General features: G+C 43.7%; 20 protein-coding genes. 5 read left to right on the top strand and 15 right to left on the bottom strand.

The features are described 5' to 3' along the window. Positions 1–77: 77 nt before the first annotated feature. The 5 genes from F6J90_RS07415 to F6J90_RS07395 all read right to left on the bottom strand — a co-directional run bounded on the left by F6J90_RS07415 (position 78) and on the right by F6J90_RS07395 (position 4,735). Positions 78–1,190 (bottom strand): polysaccharide pyruvyl transferase family protein, encoded by a 1,113-nt coding sequence (locus F6J90_RS07415; RefSeq protein ID WP_293091803.1) that lies wholly within the window; start codon positions 1,188–1,190, stop codon positions 78–80. Positions 1,191–1,199: 9 nt separating this feature from the next. Further along, positions 1,200–2,045 (bottom strand): FAD-binding protein, encoded by an 846-nt coding sequence (locus F6J90_RS07410; RefSeq protein ID WP_293091802.1) that lies wholly within the window; start codon positions 2,043–2,045, stop codon positions 1,200–1,202. 278 nt (positions 2,046–2,323) lie between these two features. Continuing rightward, positions 2,324–3,400, bottom strand: a complete 1,077-nt coding sequence (locus F6J90_RS07405) for an NAD-dependent epimerase/dehydratase family protein (protein ID WP_293091801.1) — start codon at positions 3,398–3,400, stop codon at positions 2,324–2,326. A 157-nt stretch (positions 3,401–3,557) separates the two neighbouring features. Beyond that, positions 3,558–3,764, bottom strand: a complete 207-nt coding sequence (locus F6J90_RS07400) for a hypothetical protein (RefSeq protein ID WP_293091800.1) — start codon at positions 3,762–3,764, stop codon at positions 3,558–3,560. After that, positions 3,761–4,735: a phytanoyl-CoA dioxygenase family protein gene (locus tag F6J90_RS07395; protein WP_293091799.1), complete on the bottom strand. Its 975-nt coding sequence runs from the start codon at positions 4,733–4,735 to the stop codon at positions 3,761–3,763. The genes F6J90_RS07400 and F6J90_RS07395 overlap by 4 nt, the downstream gene beginning before the upstream one ends. 504 nt (positions 4,736–5,239) lie before the next feature. On the opposite strand from F6J90_RS07395, the gene F6J90_RS07390 reads away from it, so the two are divergent. Beyond that, a complete protein-coding gene (locus F6J90_RS07390) occupies positions 5,240–5,377 on the top strand; it encodes a hypothetical protein (protein ID WP_293091798.1) in 138 nt (45 codons plus the stop codon). A 158-nt stretch (positions 5,378–5,535) separates the two neighbouring features. Here the strand turns inward: F6J90_RS07390 and F6J90_RS07385 are convergent, their stop codons facing one another. Further along, positions 5,536–7,371 (bottom strand): ABC transporter ATP-binding protein, encoded by a 1,836-nt coding sequence (locus tag F6J90_RS07385; protein WP_293091797.1) that lies wholly within the window; start codon positions 7,369–7,371, stop codon positions 5,536–5,538. Between F6J90_RS07385 and F6J90_RS07380 the strand changes: the two genes are divergently transcribed. Continuing rightward, a complete protein-coding gene (locus tag F6J90_RS07380; RefSeq protein ID WP_293091796.1) occupies positions 7,358–7,672 on the top strand; it encodes a hypothetical protein in 315 nt (104 codons plus the stop codon). The genes F6J90_RS07385 and F6J90_RS07380 overlap by 14 nt on opposite strands. Here F6J90_RS07380 and F6J90_RS07375 read toward each other — a convergent pair. The 3 genes from F6J90_RS07375 to F6J90_RS07365 all read right to left on the bottom strand — a co-directional run bounded on the left by F6J90_RS07375 (position 7,655) and on the right by F6J90_RS07365 (position 10,248). Continuing rightward, positions 7,655–8,725: an NAD-dependent epimerase/dehydratase family protein gene (locus tag F6J90_RS07375; protein WP_293091795.1), complete on the bottom strand. Its 1,071-nt coding sequence runs from the start codon at positions 8,723–8,725 to the stop codon at positions 7,655–7,657. The genes F6J90_RS07380 and F6J90_RS07375 overlap by 18 nt on opposite strands. A 415-nt stretch (positions 8,726–9,140) precedes the next feature. Continuing rightward, positions 9,141–9,584, bottom strand: a complete 444-nt coding sequence (locus tag F6J90_RS07370) for a hypothetical protein (RefSeq protein WP_293091794.1) — start codon at positions 9,582–9,584, stop codon at positions 9,141–9,143. A 121-nt stretch (positions 9,585–9,705) separates the two neighbouring features. Further along, positions 9,706–10,248 (bottom strand): hypothetical protein, encoded by a 543-nt coding sequence (locus F6J90_RS07365; RefSeq protein WP_293091793.1) that lies wholly within the window; start codon positions 10,246–10,248, stop codon positions 9,706–9,708. A 310-nt stretch (positions 10,249–10,558) separates the two neighbouring features. Between F6J90_RS07365 and F6J90_RS07360 the strand changes: the two genes are divergently transcribed. Then, complete coding sequence (locus F6J90_RS07360; RefSeq protein ID WP_293091792.1) at positions 10,559–10,693, top strand: hypothetical protein; 135 nt, start codon at positions 10,559–10,561, stop codon at positions 10,691–10,693. On the opposite strand, the gene F6J90_RS07355 is transcribed toward F6J90_RS07360, so the two are convergent. The 4 genes from F6J90_RS07355 to F6J90_RS07340 all read right to left on the bottom strand — a co-directional run bounded on the left by F6J90_RS07355 (position 10,660) and on the right by F6J90_RS07340 (position 13,188). Further along, positions 10,660–10,941, bottom strand: a complete 282-nt coding sequence (locus tag F6J90_RS07355) for a Uma2 family endonuclease (RefSeq protein WP_293091791.1) — start codon at positions 10,939–10,941, stop codon at positions 10,660–10,662. The genes F6J90_RS07360 and F6J90_RS07355 overlap by 34 nt on opposite strands. Beyond that, complete coding sequence (locus F6J90_RS07350) at positions 10,925–11,128, bottom strand: hypothetical protein (RefSeq protein WP_293091790.1); 204 nt, start codon at positions 11,126–11,128, stop codon at positions 10,925–10,927. Before F6J90_RS07350 ends, F6J90_RS07355 begins: the two co-directional genes overlap by 17 nt. 399 nt (positions 11,129–11,527) lie before the next feature. Then, positions 11,528–12,283, bottom strand: coding sequence for a Uma2 family endonuclease (locus F6J90_RS07345; protein ID WP_293091789.1), 756 nt, complete (start codon positions 12,281–12,283; stop codon positions 11,528–11,530). A 227-nt stretch (positions 12,284–12,510) separates the two neighbouring features. After that, the gene (locus F6J90_RS07340; RefSeq protein ID WP_293091788.1) at positions 12,511–13,188 is read right to left on the bottom strand and encodes a Uma2 family endonuclease; all 678 of its coding nucleotides are present in this window, start codon (positions 13,186–13,188) and stop codon (positions 12,511–12,513) included. 1,568 nt (positions 13,189–14,756) lie between these two features. Here F6J90_RS07340 and F6J90_RS07335 point away from each other — a divergent pair. Next, positions 14,757–15,050, top strand: a complete 294-nt coding sequence (locus F6J90_RS07335) for a hypothetical protein (protein WP_293091787.1) — start codon at positions 14,757–14,759, stop codon at positions 15,048–15,050. Here F6J90_RS07335 and F6J90_RS07330 read toward each other — a convergent pair. Together F6J90_RS07330 and F6J90_RS07325 are read right to left on the bottom strand one after the other, a co-directional pair. Beyond that, positions 14,976–16,274, bottom strand: coding sequence for a glycosyltransferase family 4 protein (locus F6J90_RS07330; RefSeq protein WP_293091786.1), 1,299 nt, complete (start codon positions 16,272–16,274; stop codon positions 14,976–14,978). The genes F6J90_RS07335 and F6J90_RS07330 overlap by 75 nt on opposite strands. Positions 16,275–16,474: 200 nt before the next feature. Continuing rightward, the gene (locus tag F6J90_RS07325) at positions 16,475–17,569 is read right to left on the bottom strand and encodes an MraY family glycosyltransferase (protein ID WP_293091785.1); all 1,095 of its coding nucleotides are present in this window, start codon (positions 17,567–17,569) and stop codon (positions 16,475–16,477) included. A 454-nt stretch (positions 17,570–18,023) separates the two neighbouring features. Between F6J90_RS07325 and F6J90_RS07320 the strand changes: the two genes are divergently transcribed. Then, a complete protein-coding gene (locus tag F6J90_RS07320; protein WP_293091784.1) occupies positions 18,024–18,212 on the top strand; it encodes a hypothetical protein in 189 nt (62 codons plus the stop codon). The last annotated feature ends 737 nt before the right edge of the window (positions 18,213–18,949 follow it).

Below are 18,949 nucleotides of genomic sequence, written 5' to 3'. Positions count from 1 at the left end.
TTTCTACAAGAGCTAACCTATTGACCAGACATAGAGATTAGGCGACAGTGATCTCTTACAATTTTATGATTTAGCATTTAGACAGGTGATGAAAGAATCGTCATCAGAAAATGTTTAGAATGTTCAATCTCAGGAGAAAAAGCTTGCCATAATTCATCGTATCTAGCTTCAGACAAAAGACAGTTATCCCAGTCAAAATTATCATCTGCCTCGAAGTTAAAGATATTTTTATCTAAGCCAAATCTGCTTAAGAGGTCTTGGATCTTATTTTGTTTAGATGGGTTAGCAATAACTGTAAAATTTCGTTTGAAAAGTAGGGAGAAAATAGTTCCGTGGAAGGTATTCGTAACAATATGATCTGCCTGATTAAACAATCCTAACCATTCTTTGGGATCAGCTTCTGCAAAGTTATGCTTGGCAAGGGAACTATGGCTGCCGACCGAAACAATATCTAAGTCCTTTTTGTCGGCTATTTTCTTAATCAGACAATTTTCCCTTTCATTCAAAGCACCGTGTTTGTATAGTAAAAGGTATTTATTTTTAAGCCTTGGCTTTGCTATTAGCTGTCGATAATCACCCAAAAATGTAGGGTCAAGTACTAAGGTTACTTGATCGCGTCCACACTCTTGTTTTACTAAACGAAGACTATTACCATCGCGAACAGAAATATGATCGATCTGATTAATCAGGCCACTAATCTCATCTTTTCTATCTCCAAATGTGTTTGATGATCCGCAACTAGCTGCATAGCTGGCCTTAACACAGCCTGTGTCGGATGCTATGAAGTCTAGGAAGAAAGACGGATCAAAACCACGAAAAGGATTATCCAAGCACCAGATTTGATCACTGCCAGCAATAACTAAATCATATTGATGAGCATGTTGCTTTAGTGAGTTTCTATCTGAAAATTTTGTTTTACTTAAGGGTAGATATTTTTTGAAAAACTTTTGAAATTTAATATATTTCCAATATCGCTTGAAAGACGCCTGATCAAACCTTGGCATACCCAAAAGTCCTGAGCGGTTAAGAAAGCGCATCGCTTTCCAATAGAATTCATTGGCAGCCTGAGGTTGGTAGTCAATAATCTCAACCTCATGACCCTGAGAGCGAATAAACTGACTCAGAGCGAAGGCTTGTAAAACCGCACCATAGTTAGATGTGTGGTGAATAGTAATAATACCAACTTTCACGATATATACCTAATCGACAATAATAAGTTCTAACTCTGCTTTCTTACCCTTTAATCGGTGCAGTAGTTTTGTGATCCAAATTAGTAAGAAAATTGTACGTGAATTTTTGCTATGGTTCGTAATCCAATTCACAGTCCGTTGTGAAAAACTGGTATTGCCAAGGCTAAAGCCCTTGAGCTTTTCCATGATTTGAAAATCGACAGTTTTAAAAACAGAGCCACAATTTGGTCCAGAATAGTCTTGAAATTGTTTAGACCACCTGCAACGTTCCATAATTGGATTGCCCAAAGTTGTCAACTCGGGAAATTTAAAGACTGCACTCAAGATCAGCCGCGACTGAACACCTGTAAAAATTGTTTGTCGATATCCTTGGACAATGTCTCCTTTTCCTAAGGTTTTTACAGTGTCGCTTTCATGATCATAGAAAGAAACAGACTCGACAAAATCATAGATGGTAAGATTATGCTTGCGCCCGCGTCCTGCATTCATGGCTAGTGCTCCACCAATCGTTGCAGGGACTGAGGCAAGGTAATAGAAGGAATCCAGGGAATTGTCTAAACAAACCTTTAATAATTCTAAAACCAAAACTGTTGAAGATACTTCAAAACGGTTAGCTGATAAGGCTTCGATCTTTTTAGGTAGTTTATTTTTAAGAATTAAAGATTTAACCTTTTGTTTCTGATATAAGGTATTAGAACCATTACCCAAGATATAAAGTTTAACACCTTGCTGTTTTGCCCATTGGTAATAAGCCTTGTAGTCTTCTAAGCTGGCAAATTCTGCATATCTTGCAAAATAATGTTCTGTTCGATAGTACGATAAATTCCTATCGCTGAGTGACTTAATAGGTGGCATAGGAAGCACTTAATAAATACGTTTACTGTCTTGATATATCAGTAAACCTATAACTATATTTTTAGAAAACTATTTAAATTGAAGCTATCAAATGGTTAGTTCAATATCGCATTCATTTTGGTTCAGTTATTTATAAATAAAAATTAAAATCATTCACTAAATCAATGGTGACAATGGACAGATTTTTTATAAATACATAAATAAAATAGCCAACTCATAGATTTACACTGACAGTCACAATAACAATAATTAACCAAATAAAATTTTCAGCCATGTGCTTATGAAGCAGAGATTTGACACCAATCTTTTTGCCCTTCTGCAAACTCAGCAATCTCTCTCAACACGTCATAAATACTAGTCTGAGGCTTCCAACTCCAAACATTTGCAGCCTTTGTCGAATCCAACACCATCCAGGCAATGTCAAAAGGCCGTTCCGTATCAGTTTGAACCACCGTATTAGCCCCAAACCGATCTTCACACCAATCACTTAATTGTCGCAGTGACATACTATTGCTCACCCCACCACTTAAATTCACAGTTCGCGGTTTATTCGTCACCAACGGCTCAGTAAACTGCTTTTCTAACAAAGACACTAAATCTTGAGGATGCAAACAATCCCGTACCTGATAGCCATTACCGCCAAAGCCGATATACTTTAGCGATCGCTTTTCCCGAAAGCTATGAATCCAAAAGGCAAAAATTCCCTGTCCTGGATGACCAAACTGTCCTGCCCCTGCCAACACACCACAGCGGTTAATCCAAACTGGAAACTCAAAAGTTAATCCATACTCCAGAGCCAGCGTCTCTGATGCCAGCTTTGTCGAACCATACAACGAAATCGGTGGAGCCGTTGAAAATGCTTCACTAATCCCCTGCTCACTCAATCCCACTGGCCAACTAGACGAGTCAGCTAAACAAGGCCGAAAAGCCCGGTCATGCACCTCTACCTTTAATTGTGCCAATGGTGGAATTGAATATACCCGGCTGGTTGAGAGCAGTATGAAACCTGCATTCCAACGTTTGCACGCCTCCAGCAGATTAATCGTACCACCCAAGTTATGCTCAATCAGTTGACGACTACTCGATTGACCATCAACCCCTGCCAATACACTGGGATTCGCCGCACAATCAATCACCCAGTCAAAGGGACCCAAAGCTTCCAAGTCACTGGCATTACGAATATCACCATGAACCACCTTCACCCCTTGCTTAGTCAAAATCTCACGATTAAGCCAAGAGCCTGACCGAGATAAGTTATCAATACCCGTAATGGCTAAATCTGCTTTATGGTCAAGTAACGCCTTAGTCAGGGTACTGCCCACAAAGCCACAAATTCCTGTAATAAAAAGTTTCATAAAATTCCTTAAACTGTTAAACCTCTTGCAAAAATAAATATGAAATCAAAATCTATCCCTTTTGCCTTTTGCCTGCCCCCCTTACTAAGGGGGGTTAGGGGGGATTCCTTTTGCCTTGTCAACACCCACGGTTTATGAGACTTATGCAAGAGGTCTATTAAGCTGCCACCTGACTACTTTGCAACTTCCAAGAGCGTGCATAACGCTCACCTTGATGCAGAAGCGACTTATGGGTACCCTGCTCCACAAGCTCTCCCCGCTCTAGCACTAAAATCTGATCAGCCTCAGCAATGGTTGAAAGTCGGTGGGCGATAACAATCACGGTTCGTTCCTTTTGGAACTGTTCCAATGCCTGCTGAATCAACTCTTTCTGCTGTTTGAACTTGGCAATTTAGGATGCCATAGTTTACGTTTTAAACTCACCTGCCATTCTCCAGTTAGCAGCCCTTTGGCTAGGTTCGTAGTGATTGCCTTAAACGTCAGGAGCAAAAGCTGCTTATATAACTTCATTAGCTCTGGCATAGCCATAGTTGCGATTGAACTATTCGGAAAGACTGGATAGTTTCGCTGAATGCCAAATCCTAAGTAGTTGAAAAGGTCTGGACTAGGGTTATCGATAAACCCAGCATTGACCATATTTTGCTCTCCATGGCCAAGATATTCATCTTTAATTTGCTCGACCTGGAACTGAAAAATATTTCGAACATGATGTCTGTCTTTAAACGGGCGTGCTCGATGAATACCATGCAAATCAAAGATGATGAGGTCGCCCTTCTTTATTTCAAAGGTTCTGATATCCTGCTGATAGTGCGTTTGAACCCAGCGATCGCTGATATAAATCTCATCGTCATACTTTGATGACCAAAGGTGGGAACCCTCAATATACTGAAACGGGCTTAAATTTGGCTCGGAAAGATATATAATAAATATCAGACCTTGCATCTGGTGCTTACCCAAAAACTGACTACCGTACAGCAGATTATTGTCTGTGTGCCAGGGCATATGAAACCCTCGACGGGTCTGACAAAACCTGTGATTTATCAGCTGATATCTTTCTTGGAAATAGGCATTACAAACATCTAAAACCTGTTGAGACGTAATCAAATCGTAGGCTCGCTTCGACTTGGCCAGGCAATGGCTCAAAAACTTCTGATTTCCTGAACAAACCACACCTAGGTCATTTTTATTGATCAGAATCTCATCAAAGTCGATTTCTTCTAAGAGCCGGTCAGCCTCTATCTTATCTAATGCACTTTCTGCGAAGTAATAGCCTTTTTCCCTAATAGAGCTGACAATTTCAGCAGTGGAAGTAATATTGAGAGTGTTCGAAGACATAACCATACACCAGAAATGTTGAATCTATTTCACGTCTGTACCTACATTTAGATACCTGACTCGGTGATAAGCAACCTGGTGAACTTGGTAGGGTGTGGGGTGTGGGCGAACGGGTGATTAGAAAAATGATAAGAAAAATAGAGGAGCTGAGGCGTTGCTTAATAATGGAATGATTTTAATAGTTTTTAGGTGCGCGCCTCCTAGGGCGAATTAAATTCGCCACGGGTCGCACCTGTGGAATGGGCATCTTGCCTGTTCCTGTCGGTGCGACCCGAAGGTGCGCGCACCTTGAGGTGCGACCCAAGGGCGATTTACTCGCCCATTGGAAAGGGCACCTTCAGCGAATTTAATTCTTAATGAGTCAAGCCCACCGAATATTTTCGGGCGGGCAGGATGCCCCTTACAAGGGTAGGTTTTTTACAAAGGGGCGAGTACGTACTTTTATTGTCTTGATGATTTTTAACGACAAATTAAGTACATTTTCTTATAGCGTTTCTTATAGCTATGAGGTACACAGGATTTTTTACCTCTTGCCTCTTACCTGCTCCCTGCTCCCTGCTCCCTAAAAGCCAGAACTTTGTACCTCATGACTATGAGAATTGCTATATACCCCACACCCCACACCCCACACCCCACACCTGAGGTCAAAGTTAAAAACTTACCCTTATGAGCGACTCCCGACTCCCGATTCCCGACTGCCGACCCAAATGTAAAAAACCTACCCTTGTAAGCTCCCCACTCCCCACTCCCTGATCAATTTTAGGGTCAAGAATGAAACAGCCCTGCCTCAAGCTACTGCCTTAAACTGCCACCTGGCTACTCTGCAACTTCCAATAGCCTGCATAACGCTCACCTTGATGCAGAAGCGACTTATGGGTTCCCTGCTCCACAACCTCTCCCCGCTCTAGCACTAAAATCTGATCAGCCTCAGCAATGGTCGAAAGTCGGTGTGCCACAACAATCACGGTTCGTTCCTTTTGGAACTGTTCCAATGCCTGCTGAATCAACTTCTCGGATTCACTATCTAATGCACTGGTTGCCTCATCCAAGATTAAAATCTCTGGCTGCTTAATTAATGCCCGTGCCAGAGCCAATCGTTGCCGCTGTCCACCAGAGAGTCGATAGCCCCGCTCACCCACCACGGTTTCGTATCCATCAGGCAAGGCTAAAATAAACTTATGGGCTTGGGCTGCTTTCGCTGCTTCCACCACCTCATCCAAGCTTGCTGACGGACGACCGTAACGCAAATTCTCTAAAATACTGTCATTAAAAATAAACGTATCTTGACTGACCACCCCGATCTGTCGCCGCCAGTCTTCCAAGCAATAGTCTGCTAGAGGACGACCATTGACTAGAATATGTCCTGCCGTCGGTTGATACAGCCCGATGAACAAATCTATAATCGAAGACTTACCTGCCCCCGACTCCCCGACTAAGGCAGTTACTTGATGTCGGGGCAGAGTAAAGGTGAGATTGTTCAAGGCAAGGTTATCATCGTTACTATAGGAAAGGCTTACAGACTTAAACTCAATATCTTCCCTTAGCCGTGTAAACTGCTCCGTGCCCGAGTGCTCAAATACCTTATCCCGCTGGTCTAAAATTGTCTCTAACCGTACCATCCGGCCGCTGTTATCCACAAAAGCTGTAATCGTGTTTGAAGTTGCTTTCAAGCGCCCCGATAACCGTTGCAAGGCCAGCAAAAAGGTCAACAACAGAGGTAGGATTGTGGCCTTACCCCCTTCAAATAGTACTGCGGAAGCCGCCAAAATTCCCAGAGCTACCATAGGCAAAGTCTCTAAAATAGGCTCCGGCAGGTACAAGACCAATGCCCGCTTTTTTAGTTGTTTCTCGATTTTACCTAATATCTGATTTGCCCCCGTTAGTGTCTGTGGCTGGGTACCAAAGGTATGCAACAACCTCAATGCCTGGATGCTCTGAGTAATATACTTAGCCGACTCCACCTGGCTTGCGGTCACCCGCTTTACCACTCGTCGTAATCGGGGAATCAGCTTGTACTGCACATAAGCCACCGCCAGGATCAGCACCGTTGCCGCTACTGCCAAGATTGGGGATAGGCGCACGATAATAACCAGGTACACCAACGAGAATGACAGACTCACCACCAGATTGTTGAATTGTGTGATATTTTGATCAACTGCAAAAGCGGCATCTTTGGCAAAAAGTACTAGGTCACCGACCTTATAGCGGCTGACACAGCCATAGCTAAAGGTCATAATTCGTTCAAACACTTTCCCCGTCACATAGGGCTGTGCTTTGGCCGATAGGTAAGCTGTCGATACCTTATTGAGATAGTTACTCAGACTTAAGCCGATTTGCAGCACCACTGCCCCAAAGATTAAAACTAAAAACATTTGCTCTGGTGGCAAAGGCAGAATCAATGCAAGAGTTTTAGCTATGGTTGGATTGGTTGGTGTATCTGTTCCAGGGTCATCAGTCCCCGTTAGGTAACCCACGGCCAGATAAATAACACCTAGGGTGCTGCCCTCTAGGAAGGCACTGACGAGATTGGTAACCAGGTTCATCCCAATCAGCCACCAGTTTTTCCGGGCTGTCTCGCCGACCAGACGATAGGCTGGCGATCGCAAATTAGGAATGAGTTTTTTGAGTTTTGTCACAATATATAGCGTTTTAAAATCAGATATCAAACTAGAATTGATCGGAACAGGGAACAGGGAACAGGGAATAGGGAACAGGGAACAGGTAAAGAGAGGGAGGTGTAGGGAAAGGCTTCCATGCAAAAGGCAACAGGCAAGAGATAATCAGGATTTTTTCCCTCTTCCGACTTCTCTGTTCCCTACTCCCTACTCCCTACTCCCTACTCCCTACTCCCTACTCCCTACTCCCTACTCCCTAAAACCCAGAACTATGTACTTAACAAAATCCCAAACTGCTATATACTCAAACCGTTACTGCTGATTTAGCCAAACGAGCTTGCCAAGATTCCACAATTTGCTGAATTGTTTCTTCCAACGACACCGAAATATCCCAACTGGGGTAATGCTCACGCATCTTACTCAAATCGGAGTAATAACAGATATGATCGCCAATCCGATTATCTTGTAGATAGGTATAGCGCATCGCTTTACCACTATAGGTTTCTGCCAGCTTAAATGCTTCGAGAATTGAACAGCTATTGCCTTTTCCGCCACCGATGTTATAAACCTCTGCAATTCGAGGTGCTTCGATAAAAGCGTGAATAAACCGCGACACATCCAGAGAGTGGATATTATCCCGTACTTGCTTACCCTTATAGCCAAAAATCTTGTATTCCCGACCTTCCAGATTACACTTGACCAGATAACTTAGGAAACCGTGGAGTTCCACACCGGAATGATTTGGTCCGGTCAGACAACCACCCCGTAAACAAGCTGTGGGCATGTTAAAGTAGCGACCATATTCCTGCACTATCACATCAGCAGCAACTTTGGATGCGCCAAACAAAGAGTGCTTTGATTGATCGATGCTAAAGGTTTCAGGAATACCGTTGGTGTAAGCCGGGTCGTCATAATCCCAACGAGTGTCTAGTTCCTTAAGCTGAATAGTATTGGGGCGATCGCCATACACTTTATTAGTAGACATGTGTACAAAGGGCGACTCTGGACAAGATTGCCTCGCAGCCTCTAGCAAGTTCAACGTCCCCACGGCATTGGTATCAAAGTCAGCGAAAGGAATGGCTGCGGCGCGGTCGTGGGAAGGCTGGGCTGCTGTATGTACAATGGCGTCTGGCTTGAGCTGCGCCATTAGGTCTAAAATACCTTTGCGATCGCGTATATCGAATTCATGATGAACAAAGTCTTGAATTGTCTGTTGCAACCGCTGCTGATTCCAGCGTGTATCCCCTTGGGAACCGAAGAAAACAGCCCGTTGATTATTATCAATACCGTGAATTTGCCAACCTTGCTGAGCAAAGTAACCACAAACTTCAGACCCAATCAATCCTGAGGAGCCTGTTACCAGTAATTTTTTCATAGGAAAGCTTAATTTTTTAGGTAAATAATTTAGAGTGAAACTAATAAGCTCAAAAAGCGATTCATCGTTAACGCTTCTCTAACTGATATCTTGCACCTTGAATTAAAAGCTCTAAAATTTAGGAGTCACTAGTCAGTAGTTATTCTGCATCAAAAATTAATTCCCATTTAACTGGAAATTAATCAGCGTTTGTTCAGCAATAATATTATCATAAGTGTTTAAATTTAAAACGTTAAACACTTCTGGGCAAGAGGCAAAATGCCAAAGTTTTTTTTAGAAACTATTAAAGAATAAACTCAACTGATTGCCTCTGTTATTAATCAACTCTACTAGTTTACGACTCTTGCCTCTTGCCCTTGGCATTTTGCCTATACTTTAGCTAGTAATTTATCATAACTATTCATAAACTAAAAAACTAAATCGCCCCAAAATCTTTAACCCCATAAAAACCAATCCGTTTAGACTGGCGACGGGTAAACTCTCCCACTGAAGAGTTGCCATTCGGATCAATCACCCCTGTTACCTGCTGCCATAACTCAGCAGGAGCCAAAGATACCTTATAAATGCGATCGCCACTCTTGCACACGTGATACCACTTGGTTTCCTCGCACTCACTACACCAAAAAGCCTCTAGCCATTCTCCTTCCAGAGCTACTGTAGTTTTACTCGCTATCAGCATCAAGGCATATTTTTGTTTAACCCCACGCTGCTGAAGTTGTCCTGGGCGGTCAGCAAACAACCGATACTTTTGACTAACGCTATCAAGGTAGCAACCATGAATCGGACATAAAATAGCTCTTCGTTTAGAACGCTTCCGGTTGCGTTGACATCGTTTGGTTTCAGGTGTTGATGGTGGCATTGTATAAGAAGGGAGTAGGGAGTAGGGAGTAGGGAGTAGGGAGCAGGGATTAGGGAGCAGGGAGCAGGGAGCAGGGAGCAGGGAGCAGGGAGCAGGGAGCAGGGAATTTAGAATTTAGAATTTAGAATCGGAAACAGGGAGTATGGTGAGTAGGGATAAGAGTATGGGAAATGTGGTAAAGCAATGGTAGAACAGGCATCTTGCCTGTGCCCCAAAAGTAGAACAGGCATCTTGCCTGTGCCCCAAGAGTAGAATAGGCATCTTGCCTGTGCCCCAAAAGTAGAACAGGCATCTTGCCTGTGCCCCAAAAGTAGAACAGGCATCTTGCCTGTGCCCCAAAAGTAGAACAGGCATCTTGCCTGTGCCCCAAGAGTAGAATAGGCATCTTGCCTGTGCCCCAAAAGTAGAACAGGCATCTTGCCTGTGCCCCAAGAGTAGAACAGGCATCTTGCCTGTGCCCCAAGAGTAGAATAGGCATCTTGCCTGTGCCCCAAGAGTAGAATAGGCATCTTGCCTGTGCCCCAAGAGTAGAACAGGCATCTTGCCTGTGCCCCAAAAGTAGAACAGGCATCTTGCCTGTGCCCCAAGAGTAGAATAGGCATCTTGCCTGTGCCCCAAGAGTAGAACAGGCATCTTGCCTGTGCCCCAAGAGTAGAATAGGCATCTTGCCTCTTGCCTTGCGCGTAGCGCTATAGCTTACCCTGAAACTTTTCTCCCGACTCCCGACTCCCTACTCCCTACTCCCTATTCCCTATTCCCTACTCCCTTCTTCTCCAAGAAGTCCAACGAATTCTCGCAGAGCCACACTAGAACCAAACTGCCATGCCCTATTAACGTATTGAGGAATGGTTTCTTTCACCGGGAAATTTGGAAAAATTTGGCTGGTTTGAACCTCTAAATAGCGATCGCTTTCAAATCGATAGATGTGAATTGTGTCAGCTTTGTAAATCCAAACTTCTGGAACAGCTAGGGGAATGTATAGCGGTTTTTATTCTAATGAGGTACACATAATTTTTACCCTCTTAGCTCTTACGTCTTCTGAATTCACTGCTCCCTACTCCCTACTCCCTGCTCCCTACTCCCTCAAAATATGTACCTCACCTAATTGAAAACCGCTATAGTCGTTAATATCAGTAATTGAAGTCAGGTCAATTTCTAGGGCGAGGTCCGGAGGTGGATCTTGGCTCAGGTCTAGTCTTCGCTTTCCTAAAATTGCTTGATAATTTTGGATGTAGAAACAAGCATCTGGCTCCACTCCAGGCATCCCCGCTTTCCGAAGGATAATCGGATCAAAGCTCTGCCAATCTCTTCCTTGATACCGTAGCAATGCTTTAACTAAGTCAGTCAGTATATTCATATCGCAAAGGGAGTAGGGAGTAGGGAGTAGGGAGTAGGGAATGCGCGAATTTAGAATCGGGAATCGGGAATCGGGAATCGGGAATCGGGAATCGGGAATCGGGAATCGGGAATCGGGAATCGGGAGCAGGGGGGAGAAGAGTGTAGAACAGGCATCTTGCCTGTTGCCTCAAGTGTAGAACAGGCATCTTGCCTGTTGCCTCAAGTGTAGAACCGGCATCTTGCCTGTTGCCTCAAGTGTAGAACCGGCATCTTGCCTGTGTCCCCAGTGTAGAACAGGCATCTTGCCTGTTGCCTCAACTCTAGAACAGGCATCTTGCCTGTTGCCTCAAGTGTAGAACCGGCATCTTGCCTGTGTCCCCAGTGTAGAACAGGCATCTTGCCTGTTGCCTCAAGTGTAGAACCGGCATCTTGCCTGTTGCCTCAACTCTAGAACCGGCATCTTGCCTGTTTCATTTTATTCAAAAGCTGATAGCTGATAGCTGATAGCTGATAGCTGATAGCTAATAGCTGATAGCTGATAGCTGATAGCTGAAACTCTACTCCCTACTCCCTACTCCCCACTCCCTACTCCCTACTCCCTATAATTACAAATCATCAGGATTGACCCCAAGGCTACGCAATCGTTCTGCCAATCGTTCAGCCCGTTGGCGTTCCTGTTCAGCCCGTTGGTGTTCCTGTTCAGCCCGTTCTGCTGAAGTTGGAATCCAATTACCTGCGCCATCATACCAACGCAGCCACAACCCTTCTGTTTCTTGATATTTCCCCTGCCAAACTCCTAACCCTAATTCCAGCCTTGGAAACCAAAATTTCGGTTCAGAAAGTTCTACCGCCTGATACTGTATGGGCATTAATTGAAACACCCGCAACTGGTTGTCATAACGGTCAAAAACTACATAGTAAGGAATCCGCATATACTGCTCATAAGCTTGCCATTTAGTAGGTGGCTTGTTCGCAGACCTTAGGGTTTGTCCTAAATCTTCAGCTTCCGTACCTGGTGATAGGAGTTCCACTACCAAAAATGGGGCTATTCCTTCCTGCCAAACCACATAACTCCAGCGCAGGTCAAGTTGTTGTTGAGCGCGAGTCACACCCAATACCAGAAACCAATCCGGTCGCTTGTGCCATAACGAATGACGGCTATCGTAATATAAATTCAGGTCTGTACCAATGAACATTTCCTCCCTAGGATAGTTGGGAGGTTGGCAAGTTTCTCGCAATAGCTGGGGTTGGAAGTCATGAAATTCGTCAGGCAAACCAGGCTCCTCTGGGTCTTCACTAGGTAGATCATACATAGTGGGCATAGTTTCCCTGGGAGGACGGGGTGGGTCAGTGTGGTACATGATCCTCTGTTGAACCTGATAGTTTGAGCTTGACATCTCCTCTAAAACCTTGTTAGAGTCAACTTCTGCCTTCTGCCTTCAGCATAGCTGCCTTCAGCATAGCTGCCTTGGGCGTAGCGCTATACCTCATAGCTTACCCTACTCCCTACTCCGAAGTCCCTACTCCCTACTCCCTACTCCCTGCTCCCTAAAACCTAGATATTTGTACCTCACAAGTCGTGGAATTGCTATAATCGCGCTACAAACTCTTGATGCATCTCGGAATCTATCCCTTCTTGCAATACCGCCAACACCTGCTGCATCTTTCCAGCTAATAAAGCCTCCACCCCTAAGCGCAATCCAGGAAACACCAGGCTACTCAATATACCTGCATCTGGCTGCTGTTGCACATATTCCCCTTCGCGCAACACATACCAGCGAAACTCCTGCTCCTGGGTTAGCCAAACTAAATACTCTTTCACTCCATTCCGACGATAGGCTCGCAGCTTATCATAGAGGTCATAGGAAGCACTACTAGCGGCAACCTCCACAATCAACTCCGGCGCACCTTCAATGTAATCATCCTCACTAATTCTCGACTGTCCACCTTTGTCTTGTTCAATGCGCAACAAAGCATCTGGTTGGGGTTCATTATCAAAATCTAGCCGCACTGTAGAATTGTCACACAGCATGATGCCAGGGGTTGCGGCTTCATATGTCCCTAGCCAGGTAATAATCCTACCATGAGGTTGACCATGCTTATTGACCCTAACTGGTGATGCCACGTAAACTACCCCCTCAATTAACTCCGCCTTCCTAATTTCAGGCATTTGATGATAGCGTCGTTCAAATTCTACTCTACTTAAGCGATCGCCATTTTCCAGAATAGGTAGTTGAGTTATTACGGGAGTAGGGGATTTCACCACAAGACTTCCTCCATAAAATTTATACCAACATCTACAATTTTATAGCAATTCTACGACTTGTGAGGTAAAAATGTCTGGGTTTTAGGGAGCAGGGAGCAGGGAGCAGGTAAGAGGCAAAAGGCAAAAGGCAAAAGGCAAGAGGCAAGAGGTGAAAAATATTGTGTACCTCATAGCTATGAGAAACGCTATAGGTCATGAACAATGTAAGTATTCAGCTAATAGCTGATAAATAATAGCTGATAGCTGATAGCTGATAGCTGATAGCTGATAGCTTATAACTAATAGCTGATAACTCACCCTAAAACTCTTCTCCCGACTCCCTACTCCCTACTCCCTACTCCCTATTCCCTACTCCCTATTCCCTACTCCCTACTCCCTAAAATAATAGACACAATCTCCCCCTTAATCACTTTCCTGCTGTTGACATCACAACTCATGAAAAGTGGTGTGGGGAGAGACTGAGATCAACAGGACCATCGAAGCCCACTCCTAAAACTTAAGGATCTAGATAGTAATAACTAGCTAGTATTTAATTTTAGCGGTCAGTGGTCAGCGGTCAGCCTTCAGCCGTCAGCCTTCAGCTGACGTAACAGAGATTAAACCAATGCTTACCTGTTTTATTCAAAAGCTGAGAGCTGATAACTGATAGCTGATAGCTGATAACTGAGAGCTGATAGCTGATAACTGAGAGCTGATAGCTGATAACTGATAGCTGAGAGCTGAGACTTTACGATTATCTCTTAAACAAATCAGTCAAACAAAACTTAGTAGTTAACCCCCAATTATTTATTATCTATATTTTTCATTACAATTGAGTATTTTTTTTTTAAATTGCTGGAATCATTGCTGTCATAACTTTGTTAATTTATCAGATAATTTACTAAAAAAACTAAATCGTAAAATCAGTGCTGATTAGTTAGACCCTAATTCTGTATTCTTAGTAACCTAGAGCTTTCAGGACAATTTACTAAATTGCTTGAAGATAGCATTGATTATACCTATGAGGTAAAGTCTTTATTGGCACTGATTGCGCTGATTGCCTTTAAGACCTTATTAATTCTGGCCTTTGCCTTAAAAGGATAAGCAAACGGGAGCATGTCACTTATGCAGCAACATTAGTACTAAATCTGGGTAATGGGTAATAGGTAATGGGTAATAGGTAATGGGTAATAGGTAATAGGGGGAGCATGTCACTTATGCAGAATATTTGTACATTATCTATAGCCCCCTCATGGGTTTAAGCTTGCTCTCATGGTACATAGTACAAATGTTCTGCAACTTTGACCTGCTCCCTAAGCAAACTCCATCATAATTAGGATAATTGATATAATTCTTCATAGAAAATTGTTTAATCTTTAATTGAATTTTATTCAACAATAATTCCAGTAAATAATATTATCAAAAAACAGCCCATAAGTCAATGTTATAGGGAGCTTCGGAGCTGGGAGCAGGGAGCAGAGAACAGGCAAGAGGGAGCGTTGCGTCAGTCTTCTTTTGAATAGGAGTAGAGTGGGCATCCTGCCCGCCCGAAAATATATTGAAACTGGCAAGATGCCAGTTCTACCAAGATGCCAGTTCTACCAAGATGCCAGTTCTACCAAGATGCCAGTTCTACCAAGATGCCAGTTCTACCAAGATGCCAGTTCTACCAAGATGCCAGTTCTACCAAGATGCCAGTTCCACCAAGATGCCCATTCCACAACACTCTTAAAATCATTCCATTATTAAGCAACGCCCCCTACTCCCTACTCCCTACTCCCTACTCCCTACTCCCTACTCCCTACTCCCTACTCCCCACTCAACGCTTCACAAAGAACCTGATCATACTGTTTAGCAATCACTTCAGGAGTAAAATTCTCTAATAAATACTCACGACCAGCCTGACCTAGAGACTTGACTAACTCCTGATTAGCTGCCAGATAGCGGATATAGTCAGCCAGACCTTGGCTGTCTCCATTCACAAAGCTTGCACCGCACTTAGCCTTGGCAATCAGCTCAGTTAAGTACGCTTCCCGAGAGCAAATTACCGCCACGGGAACCCCAGCAGCTAAAGCGGAGTAGAGTTTGCTAGGAGCCACTAAGCTTTCCATACCAGGAATCACACTTACTAAAGAGAGATCGCAAGCGGTTAAGGAGTAGGGCAGCACCTCTTTGTCTTGGTAGGGCAAAAACAGAAAGTTAGTTAAGCCTAAGCGCTTCACGTCCTCGATTAAGGCTTCTCGCTTCGCACCACTACCAATACAGACAAACTGAATCGGTTCGTCTTTCAGTAATTTAGCAGTCTCAAGAATCGTGTCAATATCATGGCAGCGCCCCATATTACCAGAGTAAAGCACCGTAAACTTATTCACTAAGTTATGTTTTTGGGCAAACCAGTTATCTGGCTTGGGGAGTGGCACAATCACATCTGGGTTAGCCCAACTGTGAATCACTGCAACCTTGTTAGCTAGTTTAGGACAAGTATCTATCACTCGTTGCTTCATGGCTGAACTGAGGACAATAATTGCCTCCGCTTTACGCCAAACCCGACGATTGAGACCTCTCCAAAATCGAGCCAAGGGATGATTGTGACCAATAACTCCTAACTCTACAGCAATGTCTGGATAAAAATCGTAAATTAGGCAAACATAGCGCATACCAAAAATCCTACGAGCCAGGTAGGCAACCACAGGGAAAAACGGTGGCGCAGTCGTTAATAACACCAAATTACGACGACGATAGTTTTTAACTAAGTGCAAGAAAGCTCGCACAGCAAAAATTAAGCCATTGACAGCCTTACCACGAATGCGCTGAGGCCACAGTTGAGCCGCACGCGATCGCTTAATTTGTACTTTTCCCAATTTTTCATAGATTGGTGCAGTGGCAGTCCCAAAGGCATAGCCTGGTTGCCCAGTAAACACCTTAATGTCCATGCCTTGTTTGCCCAATTGCATCACCAACTCTTGGATTAACTGGCCAGTAGCAGCATAGTCAGGAGGAAAAAACTGAGTTAGTACAGACAACCGCAGAGACTGCTCACTAACTGTTGTTGTTGGTAAGCAGTTTTTCATATGTTTCGATGTTTTTGGTTGTTTAATTAGAACCATAAGTCCACCTATAGTCTTTTCAACGGAAAGAGAGGGAGTGTGGAAAGTGTTGTAAATATCAGAAGTGTGGGGAGTGTGGGGCCCGGGCGCGGCAAGTGTGGGAAGTGTGGGAAGTGTGGGGAGATGGCCAGATGGGAAGATGGCCATCTGGCCATAAATGTTTACCATTTAGATGTAATCAGATGTAAACGGAAACAATATCATCGGTTTAAGGCCCCTTCCTTTGTCTCCACTGTTGTCTCCTTCGTTGAAGAGTGATGGACAGACTCCCATGCTCTCCAAGTGACACATCCCAGTAAAATAGTTGTGCTACCTATAATTAGCGGACTGCGAGGAACCTCAACACACACTAGAGCTAAACTGCCAACCCATAACGTTAGGGCGTAAATCAGTAACACCGTTACTCGATGAGACAAACCTGCCTTTAACAAACGATGATGGAGATGGCGTTGATCGGCCTGGAAAGGTGAGCTGCCTTGACATAATCTCAGGGTAATCACAGCAGACATGTCTAAAAGGGGTACTGCCAAGACCAGAAAGGGTAAGAGGACTGTGGTAGCTACGGCACCCTTAACCAATCCAATCACACTCAGGCTAGCGATAGTGAAACCGATGAAGTAGGAGCCACCATCTCCCATAAAAATTTGAGCTGGATTGAAGTTGTAGTACAAAAATCCTAATAAACTCCCTACTAATGCCGCGCTAATCAGTGCTGCCTCAGTTTCCCCCATGAACAAACTGAGGAGGAAAATCATCACCCCAGCAATACCAGCGACTCCTGAAGCCAAGCCATCCAGTCCATCAATCCAATTTATGGCGTTGACAACCGCTGTCAGCCAGAGCACGGTAATAGGTAAGCTGAGCCATCCTAAATGTACTATTCCCACTCCTGGAAGGCTGACAACGCTAATCCCCAGCCCCATTTCCCAAGCGACACTGGCAACGACCGCTTGGAGTAACAAGCGCGTTAAGGGCGATAAATTTACCAAATCGTCGGTGACGCCAATTAAGAAAAAGCAGAAACTGCCGAGAACAACTGCCCAAACCTCTGAATAAACGTCAGGGGGAAAATCAGCCAACCCTCCTAGACTCCATACTAAAAATAGAGCAAGTAAGGTGCCAGCACAAATAGAAATTCCCCCTAAACGCACCATCGGTTGTCGATGCACTTTACGCTCGGCTGGTAAATCAGTGTACTGATAGTTGATGGCAGCCGCTTTAACTAAAGGAATAGTCTTGAAAACAATTAAAGCCGCGATAATGAAAGCAAGTACATAATATCCAGGGGAAACCATGGTGCAATAGCATAAGAATTACTACATCTGAGAACCAGGATTACCTCTAGACGCTCGTATTCGAGAAGCCTCTAATTCTTCTGCAAGCTGATTTGCTTGCTCTAATAAACTTGGTAAATTTGCACAATTAGAAGCCATACAAGCATCTAGATTTTCCATAAGCTGTTAAATAGCCTGGATCTGCTAAGACCCAAAACAAAACCAGGTCCGTCACCTGCACCAGCAATATTTCTTACGGCTGGAGTAATGACCAGAGGAAAGCCTTTAAAAGGCGTTGCTTAATAATGGAATGATTTTAATAGTTTTGTGGAATGGGCATCTTTTAAGTGCCCTTGACCCATTAAGAATTAAATTCGCGCTTTGGTGCGCGCCTCCAAGGGCGCGAGCAATCCCTCGCGCCCTTGGGTCGCGCCTATCGGCAAAGCCGACGCGGGGCGCGAACGGGCGCGCACCTGTGGAACGGGCATCAGGCGTGGAACGGACATCAGGCGTGGAACGGGCATCAGGCGTGGAACGGACATCAGGCGTGGAACGGGCATCTTGCCCGTTACAATTTCCGGGCGGGCAGGATGCCCACCCCACTCATATTCATTCCACCCCTCAGGAATGCTCTTTAAAGTGTCAATCCATAACCCTTGAATAGTCTGACTGTGGTGTAGTTCACTCCCAGGCAAAAGATTCAGTAATTAAGGTAAGATGCACTCAAAACCTGTTAATTACTCGGAGCCGATTATTTAGTGACTGTAGGAATAGATTTTATTATCTTAGCTGATGAATAATCTGCTAGATTTTATTATCCGATCATTTATACTGAAATTAACAATAACATCAGGATTAATTTGAATTAATCGATAATTTCTTAACAAAAAATGGCATTAATGAGCTTATTAATACACAAGTGTTAGCCCAACCAAATAAAAAAAATATCTCTTAAAATAAGATGAAATCAAAACCTGTTAATTACTCGAAGCCGATTATTTAGTGACTGTAGGAAGAGAGTTTATACTCTTAGCTGATAAATAATCGACTCCATTGGCTTATCATATCCTTTATACTAACATTAACGATCACATCAGGATTAATTTAAATTATTATATAAATAAAAATGTTATTAATGTTTAAGATAGGGATAAGAGAAGGAAAAGCTGCTTGATAAGCACTCGATATCCATTCGTGACAACTTAAAACAGACTTAATTTTGTCAATCCGTAATCATCCTTAAAAATCATGTAAATATGAACAGAACTTACCCATAAAATATACCTGTAGGGTGCGTTGCAACGCACCTTACGCTATAAATAGCGTATAAGCTCTAATTTTGCGTAAGTCCTGATCAAGTATTAAATTCACGATTACCTTCACTTTTATACCGAATTTTCA

It is taken from the genome of Moorena sp. SIOASIH (assembly GCF_010671925.1).
Classification (GTDB): domain Bacteria; phylum Cyanobacteriota; class Cyanobacteriia; order Cyanobacteriales; family Coleofasciculaceae; genus Moorena.
This window is presented reverse-complemented; position numbering and strand designations above follow the sequence as displayed.